The 17,057-nt window shown below is 44.6% G+C and carries 12 protein-coding genes; 8 read left to right on the plus strand and 4 right to left on the minus strand.

The genetic code is table 11. The annotated features are described in order from the left end of the window. Positions 1-42: 42 nt before the first annotated feature. Positions 43-303, minus strand: a complete 261-nt coding sequence (locus LRC_RS01670) for a DUF454 family protein (RefSeq protein ID WP_014072881.1) — start codon at positions 301-303, stop codon at positions 43-45. A gap of 94 nt (positions 304-397) precedes the next feature. On the opposite strand from LRC_RS01670, the gene LRC_RS01675 reads away from it, so the two are divergent. The 3 genes from LRC_RS01675 (at position 398) to LRC_RS01685 (ending at position 5,321) form a co-directional block, all read left to right on the plus strand. Further along, positions 398-2,578: an AAA family ATPase gene (locus LRC_RS01675; protein ID WP_014072882.1), complete on the plus strand. Its 2,181-nt coding sequence runs from the start codon at positions 398-400 to the stop codon at positions 2,576-2,578. An 81-nt stretch (positions 2,579-2,659) separates the two neighbouring features. Next, positions 2,660-3,832: an SAM-dependent methyltransferase gene (locus LRC_RS01680; RefSeq protein ID WP_014072883.1), complete on the plus strand. Its 1,173-nt coding sequence runs from the start codon at positions 2,660-2,662 to the stop codon at positions 3,830-3,832. A 109-nt stretch (positions 3,833-3,941) separates the two neighbouring features. Continuing rightward, complete coding sequence (locus LRC_RS01685; protein ID WP_014072884.1) at positions 3,942-5,321, plus strand: threonine/serine exporter family protein; 1,380 nt, start codon at positions 3,942-3,944, stop codon at positions 5,319-5,321. Positions 5,322-5,406: 85 nt separating this feature from the next. On the opposite strand, the gene LRC_RS01690 is transcribed toward LRC_RS01685, so the two are convergent. Next, positions 5,407-6,261, minus strand: a complete 855-nt coding sequence (locus LRC_RS01690; protein ID WP_180376256.1) for an undecaprenyl-diphosphate phosphatase — start codon at positions 6,259-6,261, stop codon at positions 5,407-5,409. A 441-nt stretch (positions 6,262-6,702) separates the two neighbouring features. Then, a complete protein-coding gene (locus tag LRC_RS01695; protein WP_014072886.1) occupies positions 6,703-7,620 on the minus strand; it encodes an L-lactate dehydrogenase in 918 nt (305 codons plus the stop codon). Positions 7,621-7,808: 188 nt separating this feature from the next. Between LRC_RS01695 and LRC_RS01700 the strand changes: the two genes are divergently transcribed. The 4 genes from LRC_RS01700 (at position 7,809) to LRC_RS01715 (ending at position 13,056) form a co-directional block, all read left to right on the plus strand. Further along, the gene (locus tag LRC_RS01700) at positions 7,809-8,339 is read left to right on the plus strand and encodes a TetR/AcrR family transcriptional regulator (protein WP_014072887.1); all 531 of its coding nucleotides are present in this window, start codon (positions 7,809-7,811) and stop codon (positions 8,337-8,339) included. Positions 8,340-8,412: 73 nt separating this feature from the next. Next, entirely contained in the window at positions 8,413-9,789 is a 1,377-nt protein-coding gene (locus tag LRC_RS01705; RefSeq protein WP_014072888.1) for a flavocytochrome c, read from the plus strand. A 107-nt stretch (positions 9,790-9,896) separates the two neighbouring features. Continuing rightward, the gene (locus LRC_RS01710; protein ID WP_014072889.1) at positions 9,897-11,510 is read left to right on the plus strand and encodes an ATP-binding cassette domain-containing protein; all 1,614 of its coding nucleotides are present in this window, start codon (positions 9,897-9,899) and stop codon (positions 11,508-11,510) included. After that, the gene (locus tag LRC_RS01715; RefSeq protein ID WP_014072890.1) at positions 11,503-13,056 is read left to right on the plus strand and encodes an ATP-binding cassette domain-containing protein; all 1,554 of its coding nucleotides are present in this window, start codon (positions 11,503-11,505) and stop codon (positions 13,054-13,056) included. Before LRC_RS01710 ends, LRC_RS01715 begins: the two co-directional genes overlap by 8 nt. A 537-nt stretch (positions 13,057-13,593) precedes the next feature. Here the strand turns inward: LRC_RS01715 and LRC_RS01720 are convergent. Next, positions 13,594-15,948 (minus strand): ATP-dependent DNA helicase, encoded by a 2,355-nt coding sequence (locus tag LRC_RS01720; protein WP_014072891.1) that lies wholly within the window; start codon positions 15,946-15,948, stop codon positions 13,594-13,596. 221 nt (positions 15,949-16,169) lie between these two features. Here LRC_RS01720 and LRC_RS01725 point away from each other — a divergent pair, with 221 nt between their 5' ends. Further along, complete coding sequence (locus LRC_RS01725; protein WP_014072892.1) at positions 16,170-16,943, plus strand: TIGR02452 family protein; 774 nt, start codon at positions 16,170-16,172, stop codon at positions 16,941-16,943. The last annotated feature ends 114 nt before the right edge of the window (positions 16,944-17,057 follow it).

Below are 17,057 nucleotides of genomic sequence, written 5' to 3' on the forward strand. Positions count from 1 at the left end.
ATCAAGAGCAAACAAAAAAGAGGCCGTTTCCGACCTCTTTTTTTAAATCTTGACTTTGCTTTTTGACAAGCGTTTCATGCCGATTTTTTCTTTTTCATTATTCATGAAGCCTTTTAGCCAGCGGTAAACTCTCGTGTTCAAAAGCCACTTGTGAAACCGCGGCGAAAATTTTGAAAGACTGTATAAAAATGCGAGAAGGAACGGGACTTGCGGCACGATCGGAAAAACAATTCCGACGACCAGGAGCAAAAAACTTATGACAGACATCAGCAACCATAATAAACGACGTACCAAAAAAATCACTCCTTGAAACTTTTCTGGGATAAAGCGTATCATATTATTCTAGGAAAAAGTATTATAAATGAAATAAGAATTTGTTAAGAAAGGAAATGCTTTCATGGATAAGCTTGCCGAAACGTATCAAAAAGGAATCGCCAAAATCAAGGCAAAAGATTATCAGCAGGCCATGGCATTTTTTGAGCGCGTTTTTCAAGAAAATGCCGGCTTTTTGTCCGTTTGCTACTACTTGGGCAAGTGCCATTATTTTTTGCGGGAATTTGACGAAGCAGAAGAATTCCTTGAACTGCATACGAAAAACGACACGGAGAAAAATCAAGGGCAGGCATGGAAACTGCTGACAAAAATTTATGTAAGCAGGCAAGATAAGGAAAAAGCGGCATCTTCTTTGCAGGAGGCATCAGAGCATGGTGCTGAAAAACTTGCCGGCTTAAAGGAGAAAATCGCAAAAATTGATGAAACTTCTTTTTCAAAAAAGATGCGTTTCAAATTTTTGCAGCTCGCCAAAAACAAGACGCCGATTGCCAAAACGGATCTCAAGGAATATGAAAAGGTGAAATTTTTCATCAACGGGATGACCGACGAGCAAAAGAAAAAATTTTGTGACGGCAAGTGGCACGAATTAGAGGTCACGAAGCCAAAAAAGGTCAAGTTCAAAGGGTTCATGTCGGTTGCGCTTTTGGACGATCGAGGCTATTACAAAAAATACCTGCCTGAAATCGGAAGCTTGTATCTGCGCTCCTCGTTCAATGATTATTTGGAAGAAGATCGCTTTTTCAAGACAAAGTGGGAGAAGTCAAAGGTTTTTGCGCTTTTGCTGACGAAAATCTTTTCACGTGAGATGATCGAAAAACTTTTGCTTCAAAACGACCTGCTCGACACGCAGGCCAAACGTCACCTCAAAGGCTGCGACGATCTGGTTTATTTGAAGAAACAGGGCGAGGTCATGCCGCTTTCTTCCGAGCACGTTTTGGAAAATGCAGAGCAGCTGAGGAAATTCGGCTTTATTTGCGACAAAAATTGCCAAAATACGGTGCACCTTAAAGAAAAATGTCTGGGTGAACGGTTGATAAAAAAGCTTTTGAAGCAAACGACCAGACAAAAGCTGCCGTTCCGGCATCCTCCAAAAGAATATCGGCCGACAAAAGAACAGTTCAGGTTTATCCACTGGATCTTTCAAAACAAGCATCGCATCATCAGCCTGCTTGGAGTCGGCGGAAGCGGCAAGACGTATACGCTTGGGCAGATTTTGGATCATGAGCGGGTTTTGGCGCTTGCCCCGACGCACAAAGCGCGAATCAATCTGGAAAAGTGCGGTTTCAAGCACAACGAAACGATTCAAAAAGTGATCTATGAGCTTGAAAACAGTCAAAGCGAGCTGATCGACGGGGACGACTATGACGTTATCGTGATTGATGAAATTTCAATGGTTACGCAGGACATGCTGAAAACGCTGCTGCAATACGTCGGAAACGACTATCGCTTCATCTTTTTAGGCGATGACAAGCAGCTTCCTCCGGTCAGTCAGGATGAGGATGCGCTTGAAGTATGCGGCAACGTCATGCAGCTGTTGATTCAATCCGGATCGCACTTTGATTTTCAGGCCAACCTGCGCTGCAAGGATGAACGAGTGCGCATGTTTATTGCGCAGTGCCGCTATAAGAATACGAAAAACCTCAAGCAGCTGCACGTCTTCAAGCAGTCAAAAGCAGACGACATGATTGCTTACAAGCTGAAGCACCTGCCGCTTGAGGACTGCATGATTATTGCTTATCGCAATGCAACGGTCGGCAGAATCAACGAACAGTTTTTCAAAGTGCTTTCAAAAGGCAAACAAAACGTTGTCCCCTTCGAGTATAAGAACGGTTACGGACGTGGCGGCTTTTTTGTTGGAGCAGAGGTCGTCTTCTATAGAAACGACGATCAGTATCAAAAGTATGGCTATACGAACTCTGAATTTGGCAAGATCGTTTCCCTTGAACTTCCGGGCGAAAAGAACAAAAACGGCAAAGTCGTCGTCAAAACGGACCAAAAGGAATATGTGCTGCCGATTTGGCGCGCCAAGGAAGATCTGCTCTTGGCGTATGCGCTGACGATTCATAAAGCACAGGGAAGCGGCGCCAAACGCGTTTACGTGCTTGAAGCGGTTGATTACGGACTTGCCTATACGGCGGTTTCCAGAACGAAAAAAGAGCTGTGTTTCGTTGAGATGACGCTTGATGATTTGTGTCTGGCGCTGGAAACTCCGACACGAGAAAAAGCTAACATTTATGCTTTCTGAAGCCTTATTGCGTGAATTTTTCAAAAAACAATGTTAGGATAAGGTCGATGTTATGTAAAATTCAGAAGGGTGGCATCTTGTATGCTGGATAATATTTTTTTGAAAGAAGTTCTCAGGCACTCGTTCAATATTCCCGTTCAGGTTACCTATGCCAATGGCAATGTTGAAAAGTATGGTGATGGAGAACCTGTCGTTAAAATTATCTTTCACAGAAATTTTGGACCAAAGGATTTATTGAGCAATGCCTCGCTTGCTCTTGGCGAAGCTTACATGAACAAAGAAATAGAGATTGAAGGCTCGATTGAAGCTTTAATTGAGTCGGCATACGAATCAGCAGGAAGCTTCATGAACGATTCAAAGCTGGCGCATTTTGTCGAAAAGCATGCCCATACCGAAAAAAAGAGCATGGAAGACGTGCAGAGCCATTATGACATCGGCAATGATTTTTATAAGCTCTGGCTTGATCGGACGATGACTTATTCCTGTGCTTATTTTAAGCATTCGGATGATTCGCTTGAAAAGGCTCAGCTGAACAAAGTGCACCATATTTTGAACAAGCTGCAGCCAAAACCTGGCAAGACGTTGCTTGACATCGGCTGCGGCTGGGGTACTTTGATGTTTTGCGCATGCAAAGAGTACGGACTTGAGGTTTCCGGAATCACGCTGAGCGAAGAGCAGTACGAATTCGTCAAAAAGAGAATCAGAGTCGAAGGCCTGGAAGACAAAGCACACGTGTATCTTGAAGACTACCGCGAATTAAAGCATGAACCGTTTGATTACATTACCAGCGTCGGAATGTTCGAACACGTCGGAAAAGAAAATCTTGGCCAATATTTTCAAGTCGTTTCCGATTATTTGAAAGATGACGGTGTAGCACTGATTCACGGAATCACGCGCCAACAGGGCGGAGCATCCAATGCCTGGATCGACAAGTACATTTTCCCGGGCGGATACGTTCCGGGGCTTTGTGAAAACATTCAGCACATTATTGACGCCGGCATGCAGGTGGCAGATCTTGAGATGCTTCGCAGACATTATCAGAAAACATTGGAAATTTGGGATGAGAATTTCAGAAAAGAACTTCCCGAAGTCAAAAAAATAGAAGACGAACGCTTTATCAGAATGTGGGATCTTTATCTGCAGGCATGCGCGGCTTCGTTTGCATCAGGCAATATTGACGTTGTTCAATACTTGATTTCAAAAGGCGCAAGTGGCAAAAACCTGCCTTGGACCAGAGAATACATGTACAAATAACAAAAAGACTCGGGGATGCGCTTACATCTTTTCCGAGTCTTTTTCAGTTTTTCAAACTGTGCTAAAATTGAAGGTGTTTTTAAGAGGAAGATATTTGGAGGAAATTGACATGAGCAAAGAAGAAGAGCTGAGGCAAAGAAGCAGCATTCACTTGTCTCAGAAGCATCAAAAGCATCACAAACATCACATGGCGATGCCTTGGCACGACTTTATTCCGGAAGACGATCATGATTTGGCCAGAACGGCCAGTCTTCCGGCAAAAGCAGCCGTCGTGGGACGAGTTGGATTGATGATGCTTTCTTGCGGAACCGGAGCATGGCGTGTTCGTGATTCAATGAACGTCATGGCCAGAAAATTAGGCCTTGTCTGTTCGGCAGATATCGGATTGATTTCAATCGAGTTCACATGCATCGACAAGGACGGTCAGTCCTATACGCAAGCCCTGTCTCTTCCGACGACGGGCGTCAATACCGATAAATTGACCCGAATGGAGCATTTTGTCAAAAGAATCAACCGCAAGGAAACTAAGATGACGCTTGAAGAGATTCATGACGAACTCGACAAGATTCAGGCAACTCCTGGCAATTACAAACCGTATCAAGTCGGCTTGGCATCTGCGCTTGCATGCTGTGCCTTCGTCTTTTTGCTTGGCGGCGGCATTATTGAAATGATCGGTTCGTTTATCGGAGCCGGATTAGGAAATTATACGAGACGCAAGATGCTTGACAAGCACATTACGCTTTTGGCGTGCGTGGCAGTCAGCGTAATGGTCGCCTGCCTGTCATATACGCTGTCTTTTCATGCGATGGAGCTTTTGTTTAACGTTGCGGCCAGACACGAAGCCGGCTATATCGGTGCAATGCTGTTCGTTATCCCGGGATTTCCGTTCATTACGAGCGGCCTTGACATTGCCAAAATGGACATGCGTTCAGGTCTTGAGCGACTGGCTCACGCAATCGTCATCATCGGGGTCGCAACGCTTGTCGGCTGGGTAACCGCGCTTGTGGTCCACTTGCAGCCGGAAAACTTCATGCCGCTTCAATTGACCGTTTTGCAATTGATGTTTTTACGGGTCATTGCCAGTTTTTGCGGGGTCTACGGTTTCTCGATCATGTTCAATTCTCCGCGTAAAATGGCTGCCATTGCAGGCTGCATCGGAGCCGTTGCCAATACGCTTCGCCTTGAACTGGTTGATTTATGCGGGATGGCGCCCGGCGTCGCTGCATTTTTCGGCGCCTTGACCGCCGGACTGCTCGCATCATACGTATATAAGAGGATGCACTATCCGCGCATTTCGCTGACGGTGCCTTCAATCGTCATCATGGTTCCCGGGCTTTACATGTACCGTGCAATCTACAACATCGGCGTCACGTCGATTTCTGACGGGGCATTGTGGCTGACGAAGGCGCTTTTGATCGTCATGTTCTTGCCGCTCGGGCTGATCGTTGCCCGAATCATCACGGATGACAAGTGGAGATATTGCAACTGATTTTTGAAAGCAAAAAAACCAGGACTCATTTTTGAATCCTGGTTTTTTTTGTTGTCATTTTAATGAAAAATGCAGTGCCAAAAATCTACTTGATGACCAAGAAGTAAAGCAGCACCAGCAGGCCAAGGACGATGCGATACCATCCGAAGACCTTGAAGTCGTGTTTTTTGATATATTGCATCAAGAATTTGATAACGATGATTGATGAAACGAATGCAGTAATCAAACCGACGATCAAAATCAAAAGTTCAGCAGATGAGAAGACGAAACCGAATTTCAACAGCTTGAACAATGAAGCGCCGAACATGACCGGGATTGCCAGGAAGAACGTGAACTCTGTGGCAACGGTTCTTGAAACGCCAAGAATCAAGGCCCCGACGATTGTTGCGCCTGAACGAGACGTTCCCGGGAAAACAGCGGCAATCAACTGGAAGAAACCGATCAAAATAACCGTATAGTATGAAAGCTCGGCAAGCGAACTGATTTTGGCGCGCTTGTTTTTGTGAACCGTTTCGACCCAAATGAACGCGATCCCGAAAACAATCAACGCAATTGCAACGCTGACCGGGTTATAGAAAAGTTTTTCAAACGTGTCGTTGAAAGCAACGCCGATGATGCCGGCTGGAAGGCAGGCAATCACGATTTTGATCCACATGATGATGATGTCCTTGTCGACATAGCGCCAAATTCCGGTCGGAGCCAGCGGACCCGTTTGCCTGCTTTTATGGAACGGCCAGATTTTGTTCCAGTAGATGACGACAACGGCCATGATGGCTCCAAGCTGAATGACGACTTCAAACATGCTGTAAAATGATTTTGAAACGTCCAATTTGACAAATTGATCAAGCAGGATCATGTGCCCCGTGCTGCTGATCGGAAGCCATTCGGTGATGCCTTCAACGATACCGAACAGGAAGGCTTTGATTAGTTCAATTATCATTATGATTAAAAGTCCTTTCTGAATATATCTTGATTGATTAACTTCCTTATTATAGTCTATGAAAATATGGCTGACAAGCGTTTGAAAAGAATGAGCCATAAAGTTTAAGAAATGGTTAGGCAAATCGGAATATGCAGCGTGGCTGTTCGACTAATGTGCCAGAATTTCATTCAAGTTTTACGGACAAAGAGCCAATTTTTATCGATGTGTCCGTAAACGGCAGAGCTTTTGCCAAATGCAGTGCCTGATAAATCAGCGCGCCAAACTATTTTTGGGTAATTTCCATCATTGAAGGCGATCGTCCTGCATACGCAAAAAAACCGGATCAGATTTGCGATTGATTGCAAATCATCCGGTTTTTCGATTTAAGACAGAATTTTTTTCCGGCCTCTTTTAATTTGAGGCAGAGTTTTTTCAAGCCTCATCAAAACAATTTATGAATCAGTCTTCGAGAGACTTGACCTTTTTTGCGATAAATTCAGCGGAGCTCTGGAGCTTTTCTTCTTCTTCGGCAGGAAGTTCCGTGTAATTTACCGAAACGACGCCTTCAGCACCGATAACGGCAGGATAGCCGACGTAGCAGCCGTACTTTTCAAGGTAGACTGAGGCCGGACATGCAAGGTGCGCATCAGAGAGAACTGCTAAGGCAAGCTTGATGGCACAAGTTGCGATGGCATAACAAGTGTAGCGTTTGCCTGAGAAGACGAGCCAGCCGCCGCGACGAGCCTGCTTGTCAAGGTCTTCAAGGTCAAGATTGTTTTCTTTTGCAACTTCGGCAATCGGATGGCCGGCAACTCGAACCGTTGACCATGCCGTAAATTGTGATTCGCCGTGTTCGCCCATGACGTAGCCGGTAACGTTCTTTGGATCCTGATTGAGTGCTTGACCAACGGCGCGCTGCATGCGTGCCGTGTCAAGGAAGGTCCCTGTACCAAAGACTTGGTTCTTTGGAAGTCCCGTGTACTTTTGGAGCAGCGTTGCGATAACGTCGCACGGGTTGGAGATGTTGACGATAACGCCGTTGAATCCTGATTCCTTGATCTTTGGACCGACGTCTGCAGCTGCGGCAGTGTTGAAGTTGAATTCTCCGAAACGATCGCCGTCCAAGGACAATGCGGCGATGTTGCCAAATGCAGTGATGATAATGTCTGCGTCCTTTAATTCGGAATAATCCTGCACCTTGATTTTCGTATGAGTATCAAGGCGACCAAGAGAGTCGAGCAGATCGTATTGTTCAGCCATGCATTTGTCATCGTTTGAATCAATCAGAACAAGTTCATCAGCCAAACCTTTTGTGACAAGAGTATATGCAACGGTTGCGCCAACGTGGCCCAAACCGATAACGGCAAATTTTCTCATAAAGAAAGCCCCCAATTAATTTATTGATCTAATTTAGTTAATTATAATCCTCCTTTAATCAAAATTAAAGGGCAAATTCAGTCTTTTGACAAAATGTCCGATTTTTTAGGCGCCCGTTGACGATTTAGTGCCATGCACTGTATTTTCATGATAAAATCAAGTCAGTAATGGTTTGCGAGGTGTTTTAATTGACTCAACAACAAGAAGAAAGAAAAGAGGCTCTGGCAGACAGTCTGCGCGATTTGCTCAAGCATGAGGCGATTGAAAAAGTTACCGTCGATCAGATTTGTCAGGAAGCAAAAGTGCACAGGAGCACGTTTTATCGCTATTTTACGGATAAATATGATTTGATGTACTATTCGTTTGAAAGGCTGATGATTGCAAGAATTGATGAAAACGACGTGATTGATTCAATTATTGCAATTATCGTCAACGATAAGGAACTGTTCAGAAACGTTTCCATCAATAACAACAACGGAACGCTGTTTTGGATGATGGTCAAGATGCTCAGCCGTCAGCTGCTCAAAGCTGACGAAGAGGGAAGGCTGCACAGCATCGGATGGGTCCAACGTGAGATTGAATCTTCCACGAATAAGGAACTTACGGCCAAAATGATTTCCGGCGCATGTCTGACGCTCATGTTTGAGTGGGTCGACAGCAACTATCAGATGAGTCCAAAAGAGCTCAGCGAGTTCGTGAAGAATATGAAGCATTTGTAATCAAAAGATTGTTGCGGTAAAAGTCGGTTTTCGTTAAGATTATAGTAGAATATACGAAAGAAGGAGCATTATTTTGGCGAATACTGCAAATAAACCGAACGATTCGGTTAAAGAAGACTACGATTTGATTGTAATCGGCTCAGGGTGCGCAGGCCTGACGTGTGCGATTCAGGCGCGCGAGCTGGGGGTAAAGCCGGTGATTCTTGAAAAGATGGCGACGTTTGGCGGAAATTCCATGCGCGCTTCTTCCGGGATGAATGCTTCCGAAACAATCGTTCAGCTTAAGCACGGCATTGTCGAAGACTGGCATGACTTCTATGAAGAAACGTACAAGGGCGGAGGAAAGCTCAACGATCCGGAGCTTTTGGAATATTTTGCATCGCACGGTGCGCTTGCGATTGACTGGCTTGCTGCTCACGGCATCGTACTGGACGATCTGACGATTACCGGCGGCATGAGCAGGATGAGAACGCATCGACCGAAGAGTCTGGCACCGATCGGCGCGTTTTTGGTCAACAATTTGATGAAGCGAGCCAAAGAACTCGAAATCCCCGTTGTCTGCGGCGTGAAGGCCGAACGTCTTCTGACGGATGAAAAGGGTGCGGTCTGCGGCGTCAAAACGGCCCGAAGAAACGTTTATGCCAAGGCGGTGGTCCTTGCGACGGGCGGCTTTTCCGCTTCAAAAGACCTGATTGCCAAGTATCGTCCTGATCTTAAAGCATACAGAACCACGAACCACGCCGGAGCTACGGGCGACGGAATCAAGCTCGCGGAAGAGGTCGGAGCAGAAGTCGTGCAGATGGATCTGGTTCAGGTTCATCCGACCGTTCAACAGGATACGGATCACGCTTATCTGATCGGTGAGGCAGTGCGCGGAGAAGGCGCCGTTTTGGTCGACGGAAACGGCAAGAGGTTCGTCAATGAACTGTCCACGCGCCGCATCGTTTCTGACGCAATCACTGCTCTCAAAGAAAAGAGTGCTTATCTGGTGTTTGATTCGCAAGTCAAAAAACGCGTCAAAGCCGTTGATTTTTATCAAAAACAAGGTCTGGTCGTTGAGGCCAGAACTTTGGAAGAGCTTGCCAAAAAACTTAACGTCAAGGAAAATGATCTGAAGCAGACGCTTGAAAAGTGGAATCAAGCCGTCGAAAAGAAACAGGACTCTGAATTCGGCAGAAAGACGGGCATGGAACGCGAATTGAATCAGGCTCCCTACTATGCGATTCATATTGCGCCTGCCATTCACTACACGATGGGCGGTCTTCACATCGATAAGCAGACGCACGTTTTGGATAAGAGCGGCAACGTCATTTCCGGGCTGTTCGCATGCGGCGAAGTTTGCGGCGGTCTGCACGGCAACAACAGAATCGGCGGCAATTCGATTTCTGAAACGATCATCTTCGGTCGTCAGGCAGGGATGCGGGCTGCAGCTGAGAGCAAAAATAAATAGGCAAAATGAAGGGCAATCCGCAAAAAAAGCGGGTTGTTTTTTTATTAGAAAAAGATTGCAAAAAAATAAAAAAACAATAAAATATAACTTGGGAGGGGGGAGTTTTAATGAAAAAATATCTTAAGCTAATCGAGTTTTCCGACAAAAAAAGCGTCTGGCTGCTTTTTTTCGTGCATTTTATCATGGCGGGATTCAACGTTTACGTTTCGTTTTTGCTTCAAAAAGGAATTTCTTCCGCAATGTCCGGCAAGGTTTCGGAAGTTTTTGACGCGCTTTGTCTGATGATTGTCGGCGTCATCATCTATATTTTGACGTATTACTGGTCCGCATGCATCCAGGAAAAGGTCAAAATGACGCTCAGCATGGGAATCGGGGTCAAAATCGTCGAAGACATGTTTGGCGCGGATTCCAAGGGCAAAACGAGCGGAAACGTTTTGAACATGATAAACAACGATGCTGAGGTGCTTTCTTCCTCATTTATTGCGGGCGTTTTGCCGATGCTTGATTTTTCATTCAACGTTTTGTACGGAATGATCTACATCGTTTGTTTTTCGGTCCCGTACGGGTTTGCGTTTATTGCGATCAGTGTCGTCTTTTATTTTTTGAGCAAGTACTTCTTTAAACGAAGCAGCGCGGAAAATGGGGCGTACCTTGGAAAAGACGACGTTCACAAGACTTTTTTGGAAGAAATCAGCAAAGGTTTTCCCGTTTTGCGGAATTTAAAAGTTTTTCCCTGGGCAATGAACGAACACGGAAAATATTTTGACGAAAAACGCGGCAGTTATGAGCGTTACGCGCGCTATGCTTCAGGAAACCAAGGACTGATGGTTGGCGGCGTATACGTTGCTGAAATTATTACGGTTGCTTTGGGCATCGTGCTTGTCAGCAGGGGGATGATTGAAACGGGGACGATGATCGGACTTTGGAATGCCGGCATCGGGTCGATCTTTTACCAATTCCTCTATCTGCCGTATACGCTTGATGCGTTGGCAAGACAGGATGCCTCATACAAGCGAGTTGAACATCAGCTGAACGAAAACGTACCCAAAAAAGCCGAAGCCGTGGCAAAAACTTGCGACAAAATCGAACTGAGTCACGTTGATTTCGCTTATGAAAATGCAGAGAAGAAAGTCATCGATGATTATTCATTGCTGCTTGAGCGCGGAACCCTGTATTTTCTGGTCGGAAAAAACGGTGCCGGCAAAACGACGCTGCTAAAACTCATCGCAGGAGAGCTTTTGCCGACTTCAGGTCAGATCAAATTTGTTTGCCGCGAAGAATCGATTGATTGCATCGGTTCATCTCAGATTTCGTTCGTTCCGCAGGAAAGCACGCTTTTTAGAACGACTTTGAAAGAAAATCTTACGCTTGGCAAAAACAACGTCAGAGAAGAAAAAATCAAGGAAGTTTTGTCAGAACTGGACATGTGGCAAAGAATCGCGGACTTGCCGAAGGGACTGGAAACAAAAATCGATGATGAGGGGATGTTTTCTGGAGGTCAGATCAGAAGGATTTCGATTGCGCGCGCGCTTTTGGAAGACAAGCCGTTCATTTTCTTGGATGAGCCGTTTTCCGATATTGATGCCAAGAGCCAGGAGATACTGCTCAGGGTGTTGAGAAGAGAAAAAAGAAAACGCGGCATCGTGATCATTGCTCATACCTTTGATCTTATCGAAAAAGAAGACGCTGTCATTTCGCTTGGGGGTGAGAAAAATGACTGAAAGCATTAAGGAAACAGTCAAAAAAACGTCCGTTGTCTGGACATGCGCGATTCTTTGCGCGATGCTTGAGTTCTTTCTGGCACGTTTTTTGGCAGGAATTGATGAAAAAAACGGTCTGAACGCTGTTTGGCATTTGATCGGACCATTGCTGCTGCTTTGTTTTGCAATCATCCTGCTGAGGTATTTTGCGGCTGAAAAAGGCAAAATGATCGCGTTTGACTTTGAAAAGAAACTGTCTGATTTTTTGCTGCTAAAAGAAAAAAAGCCTTTGTCAAACGATGATTCGAAGTGGCTGACTTTGGTTTTGTCCGATTGTCAGTTATTTGCTTCAGAAATTCCGCTCACGCTGACGAGCCTGTTGAGCGGAATCAGCTCATTTGTCGCTGCGTTGTTCTTTGGCGTCTTTACATCGGTTCCGTTGACGCTGATTATTATCGTGCTGTCATTGATGTCGTTTTTTGGACCCAAAATTTTTGGCAAGCTGATTTTGTCAAGCCAAGAGGAAAAACAAAGCAGCCAGGAAAAATTGCAAACGATGCTGTCATCTTTGTTCAATGCGAAAGATTATTTGAGAATCAACGACCGAAAGTCATTCGGAGTTGATCTGTTCAAGCGTTCGTACCAGGAATTTTTGGAAAACCAGTACAAAAACAGCATGATTCAGTGGCGTTTGGCAACAAGTTCGGTCTTTTTCGGATTGTTGTTTGACGTGTTGTCGCTTGTCACGGAGGTTTATCTGATCAGCATCAATCAGCTGACTGTCGGACAGTTCATCAGTTTTACGCTTTTGACGAACAGTTTTACCTGGATGTTTTATGAGGCGCCGAGCTATTATGCCGATTTGAAACGCCAAAGGGTTTCTGAAAAACGCATCGAAGGATTTCTGAATCAAAAAGAGGTCAGAGGCATTCAAAAACACGTTGATGATCAATGCGTTGCATTTGACGGAGTCGATTTCTCCTATGAGAACGGAAAAGAAAAGGTTTTGAGCAATCTGAGCTTTTCTTTGGATCTTGCCCAAAACGTCAAGGTTGCGCTTGTCGGGAAAAGCGGCTGCGGCAAGTCGACGATTTTGAAACTTTTAAACGTTGATCTGATTCCTGATTCCGGGGAAATCGTCATTCCCAAAGAATATGTCGATTCAACGGAACTCGTTTCGCTCATTCCGCAAAAAAATCAGATTTTCAAAGGAAGCGTGAAGGAAAACATCCTGCTTGGCAGAAATATTTCAGAAGAAAAGCTGCGTCACGTGACCGAAGTTTTAGGAATTGACGACTTGTGCGCATCCTTTGAAGATCGAATGGACCATCAGCTTGAAAACGGCGGCAAAAACCTTTCGGCCGGGCAACGCCAGCTGATCGGAATTGCCCGGGTTCTTGTTGATTTCAAGCCATTGATTCTATTGGACGAGCCCCTTGCAAATCTTGACGCCAAAACGGAAAGAAGGGTGGTTTCCGTTTTAAGCGGACTTGATTGCAGCGTGCTGATGGTCACGCACAGAACGGAAGGGCTTTCCGGAAGTTTTTCGGTGATGCAGATGGAATAACTGACAAAGAGGCTTTGAAAAAAACTATGCCTCAAATCGAAAAACCGGATGATTTGCAATTGATTGCGAATTTCATGGGTCTATACTAAATGGTGTTGATGATGATTTTTCAACACCATTTTTTGTATTCACAAAATATCTTCGCAATGCGATAAAATGAAACTATACCAATGCAGCTGAATCTATCATTCCCACCTTCGTTTCCGTCTAACGTTGCGTAACATCCACCGTTGATTCGCAAAGCTCGAACGCGCTGCGACCTCTGCGAATCAACGGCAGGAATTCATACATGAATCTACGCCAGCGGAAACGCAGGCGGTGTTGATACGTAACTGTACCAATTTGAAAAAACACAGGAGAAACCGACGAGAACAAAAAACTCCACTCCATTTCTGAAGTGAAGTTTTCGAGGTCATCAACACCATTTGACAAAGACCCGAAATTTCCTGCCATGATGGAAATAACCGAAAATCTTGGCGCGCTGATTTATCAATTGCTGCATTTGGCAAAGGAAATCCGCTTCCGGGGACTGTTTGTTCAGCCCTGAATGTTCCAGAAGTTATTCAACGAATTTCTCAGCTGCTCGTTTCCGTGCACGTATTCCAGGTTGTTCCAAAATTGCGGATAGAATTGAACATACCTGCGTTCAGCAAAGCGCTCGTCGATCAGCAAGACGACGCCGACGTCGCGTTCGCCTCTGATGACGCGTCCGGCAGCTTGAAAAACGTTGTTCAGGCCCGGCAGCTGATAGGCATACTGAAAGCCGTCGAAATTTTTTTCATCAAAGTATTTTCTGAGCTCATCCGTTTCGTCGTTTAGCATCGGAAGCCCGACGCTGATGATGGCACAGCCGGAAAGTCTGGTTCCTTTGAGGTCGATTCCCTCGGAGAAGATGCCGCCGAGAACTGCGAATCCGATCAAAGGCTCCTTTGGCTTTTCTGCAAAACTTTCTAAAAAAGCTCGCCTTTGTTCTTCAGACATGGAGTTTTCCTGAATGATGGTCTTGACGTTTGGAAATGCAGTGCGGAATGTTTCGTGGAGCTTTTCAAGATAGGAGTATGACGGGCAAAAAACGAGGTAGTTGCCGCAATGGGCCTCAACCATGATCTTGAGTTTTGAAACGATCGTTGGAAGATTTTCTTCTCTTTTGCGGTACGTAACCTGCGTTTTGTCGTCAATCAAAACTTTCAAGTGATTTGAATCAAACGGAGACGGCAAAGAATAAATCAGACTGTCGAATCCGCCGAGCATTTCCTGATAGTATTCAAGCGGACTGAGCGTTGCAGAAAACAAGACGCTTGATCCGCCGAGGTTCAGGCTTTGGTCAAGCAAAGCAGAAGGATTGAGCGAAAAAATTTTTAAATCAAGCAACCGGTTATCGTTATCATAGACAAGTTTCGTTCTGAAAGTTTCATTGTAAAAGCCGCTGATTTTAACGAAGGAATAGGCTTCAAAAAAGCAGTTCAAAAGATTGGGGTATTGGCTTTGATCGGGATTGTCGCGCATCCATTCCTGGGTGAAGTCGATGAATTTTTCAAGCGGATCAAACAGGCTGTCGAGCTGTTCTTTCATGATCAAAGACGCTTGATTGAATTCCTGCATGGGTTTTTTGAGCGTTTCAAAGACTGCCGAAACATCCTTGATCTTTCTTGCAATATTGTTCGTGCGGGCGAGTTTTTTGACTTCCGATTCGGCAAGAAGAAACGATTCTTCCAAAAGGCTTGAGGCGTACATTTCCTTTGCTCTTGAGACAAGGTTGTGAGCCTCATCGATCAAAAAGCAGCAGTCCGGATGCTCGTCCGTAAAAAAACGCTGCAAATAGACCAAAGGATCAAAAAGATAGTTGTAATCGCAGATGATGACGTCGCAAAAAAGACTGAGGTCAAGCGAAAACTCAAACGGATCGACCTGATGCAGTCTGGCATAGCGTTCGATGACGTCTCGCGTAATCATCGTTTCATGTTTCAAAACGTCCTGCATGGCCGGGCGAATGCGATCGTAGTATCCGATAAAATAAGGGTTTTGATCGTCCGGCAGATCTTTTTCCTCGTCAAACGTAATCTTGTCTTTGGCAGTCAGAGTAATTGAACGAAGATTGGGTTTCATCAACGCAATTGCGTCCTCGCAGGACTTGCGCGTGCTTTGTTTGGCAGTGAGGTAGAAGATGCGGCTGCATTTTTCTTCGCCCATGGCCTTTAAGGCAGGAAAAAGCACTGAAACGGTTTTTCCGGTCCCGGTCGGAGCTTCAACGAAGAGGCGTTTTTTCGAAGCGATGGTCTTATAGACGCAAACGGCCAGCTCGCGTTGGTTTTTTCTGTATTTATCAAAGGGAAACTTGAGCATTTTGAGACTTTTCTGCCTTTGTTCACGCAGAACGTTTTCAAGTTCGAGCCACTTTTGATATTCGGACACGGCCTGGTTGAAAATTTCTGAAGCTTCTTTGCGCGTGACGACAACGGTTTTTTTGGACAATTGTTCCGTTGTCGTTTGAAAATACAGCAAAGTAACCTTCATTTGTGCCAAATTAGATTCTTTCATTAAAATATGCGAATAAATCTTTGCTTGAGCAAAATAAAGAGTTAAAATGTTATTAGGAAGTTCTGAGAAATCAAAGGATGAAGTCTTTATTTCCAAAACTTCATCGACGATGCCGCCCGTTTGATGAAGTCCGTCGGCACGTCCGTGGATCAAAAGGGGCGTTTTTCCTGCAGTGATCTGCATCTGCAGGTCTGTTTCGACTGAAACGTCGTCATCCCATGATGCCTGAATCATTCGATGGATTCGTGAACCGTCAAGTGCGGTATTCTGGCGTCCGGCTCCGCTTGATTTCAAGTCTCCTGATTTCAAGGAAAACTCAACGAGTTCCCGAACGCCGATTGACTTTATTTTCACTGTAATCATTCCTTTAAGTGAATTGTATCAGAAAACAAAAAATAGGAAAACATTGTGATTAAATCAATCATAAGAAAACTCGCAAGTTATGATAAATAATAGCAATTAATGTGTTAAAATTGAAAATGTACGCTATTTTTGCAGTTCCGAGTTTTGAATATAATGATATACGGCAAAAATATGGTCATACTTGAATATATTTGTTAAAGGTGAAGTTTGTAATGGAAAAAGAAAAAAGAAGGGCACTTGGTCACAAGGCGATGAACTTGTTTCAAATCGAGATGTTTCGCATCGATCAAGATTCCGAATTGTTCGAAACGTCTCCGAAAGAATCGCCGGGTACCGGTACGCGGAAAGCAAGGATCTTCGTAAATGAAGAGAATTTATTATACAGAATCCGACAGTTCGGCGAAGACGACAAAATCGGCGTGCTGAATTTTGCCAATCCGTTCGTTCCGGGCGGACATTTTATGGATGGAGAAAACGCACAAGAGCAATGGATCTGCCGAAACAGCTACTTGTTTCCCGAGCTGCGCAAGTTCAGAAGAACGTACTATTACAAGAATAAACTTGATCCAAAAAACGGCTACATCAGCCCGTCATTGATTTATTCGCGTTATGTCAAGGTTTTGCGTGATGAAAAAGAAGACAGAATTTTGCCGGATCCTCGCTACGTCGATTTTGTCTCGATTGCGGCTCCGAACGTGAATTTGATCAGACAAAATGGCGTAGAGTTTAATTCAGCAACGTTGTACAGCGATATTTTTGAAAAAATTGTTCGTGTTTTGCGTGTTTTCAAGATTCACGAAGATCGCAATCTTATTCTTGGAGCATTTGGCTGCGGAATTTTTGGCAATGATGCGAAGATGGTATCTTTGGCGTTCGACAATGCTTTGAAACTCAAAGAATTTGGCGGATGCTTTGATAATGTTTATTTTGACATTATTGATAACAAGCCCGCTCTTGCGGCATTCAAAAAAGAATTTGGAGCGTAATTCAATGAGCTTTGGAGTTTTCCGAAGTTCTTTTTTTTGCGTTTATGAAGAAAATTGATAATTTTTTGTTCAAGTTTGTTAAAAAAGTTGACAACAAAAAAGATAGAGAGTAGT

The organism is Ligilactobacillus ruminis ATCC 27782 (assembly GCF_000224985.1).
In the GTDB taxonomy this organism is placed as follows: domain Bacteria; phylum Bacillota; class Bacilli; order Lactobacillales; family Lactobacillaceae; genus Ligilactobacillus; species Ligilactobacillus ruminis.

Excerpts from the sequence above, each read along its gene's own strand:
- LRC_RS01680 (WP_014072883.1), top strand. The coding sequence starts at position 2,660 with ATGCTGGATAATATTTTTTTGAAAGAAGTTCTCAGGCACTCGTTCAAT.
- LRC_RS01685 (WP_014072884.1), top strand. The coding sequence starts at position 3,942 with ATGAGCAAAGAAGAAGAGCTGAGGCAAAGAAGCAGCATTCACTTGTCT.
- LRC_RS01710 (WP_014072889.1), top strand. The coding sequence starts at position 9,897 with ATGAAAAAATATCTTAAGCTAATCGAGTTTTCCGACAAAAAAAGCGTC.
- LRC_RS01675 (WP_014072882.1), top strand. The coding sequence starts at position 398 with ATGGATAAGCTTGCCGAAACGTATCAAAAAGGAATCGCCAAAATCAAG.
- LRC_RS01690 (WP_180376256.1), bottom strand. The coding sequence starts at position 6,261 with ATGATAATTGAACTAATCAAAGCCTTCCTGTTCGGTATCGTTGAAGGC.
- LRC_RS01695 (WP_014072886.1), bottom strand. The coding sequence starts at position 7,620 with ATGAGAAAATTTGCCGTTATCGGTTTGGGCCACGTTGGCGCAACCGTT.
- LRC_RS01715 (WP_014072890.1), top strand. The coding sequence starts at position 11,503 with ATGACTGAAAGCATTAAGGAAACAGTCAAAAAAACGTCCGTTGTCTGG.
- LRC_RS01725 (WP_014072892.1), top strand. The coding sequence starts at position 16,170 with ATGGAAAAAGAAAAAAGAAGGGCACTTGGTCACAAGGCGATGAACTTG.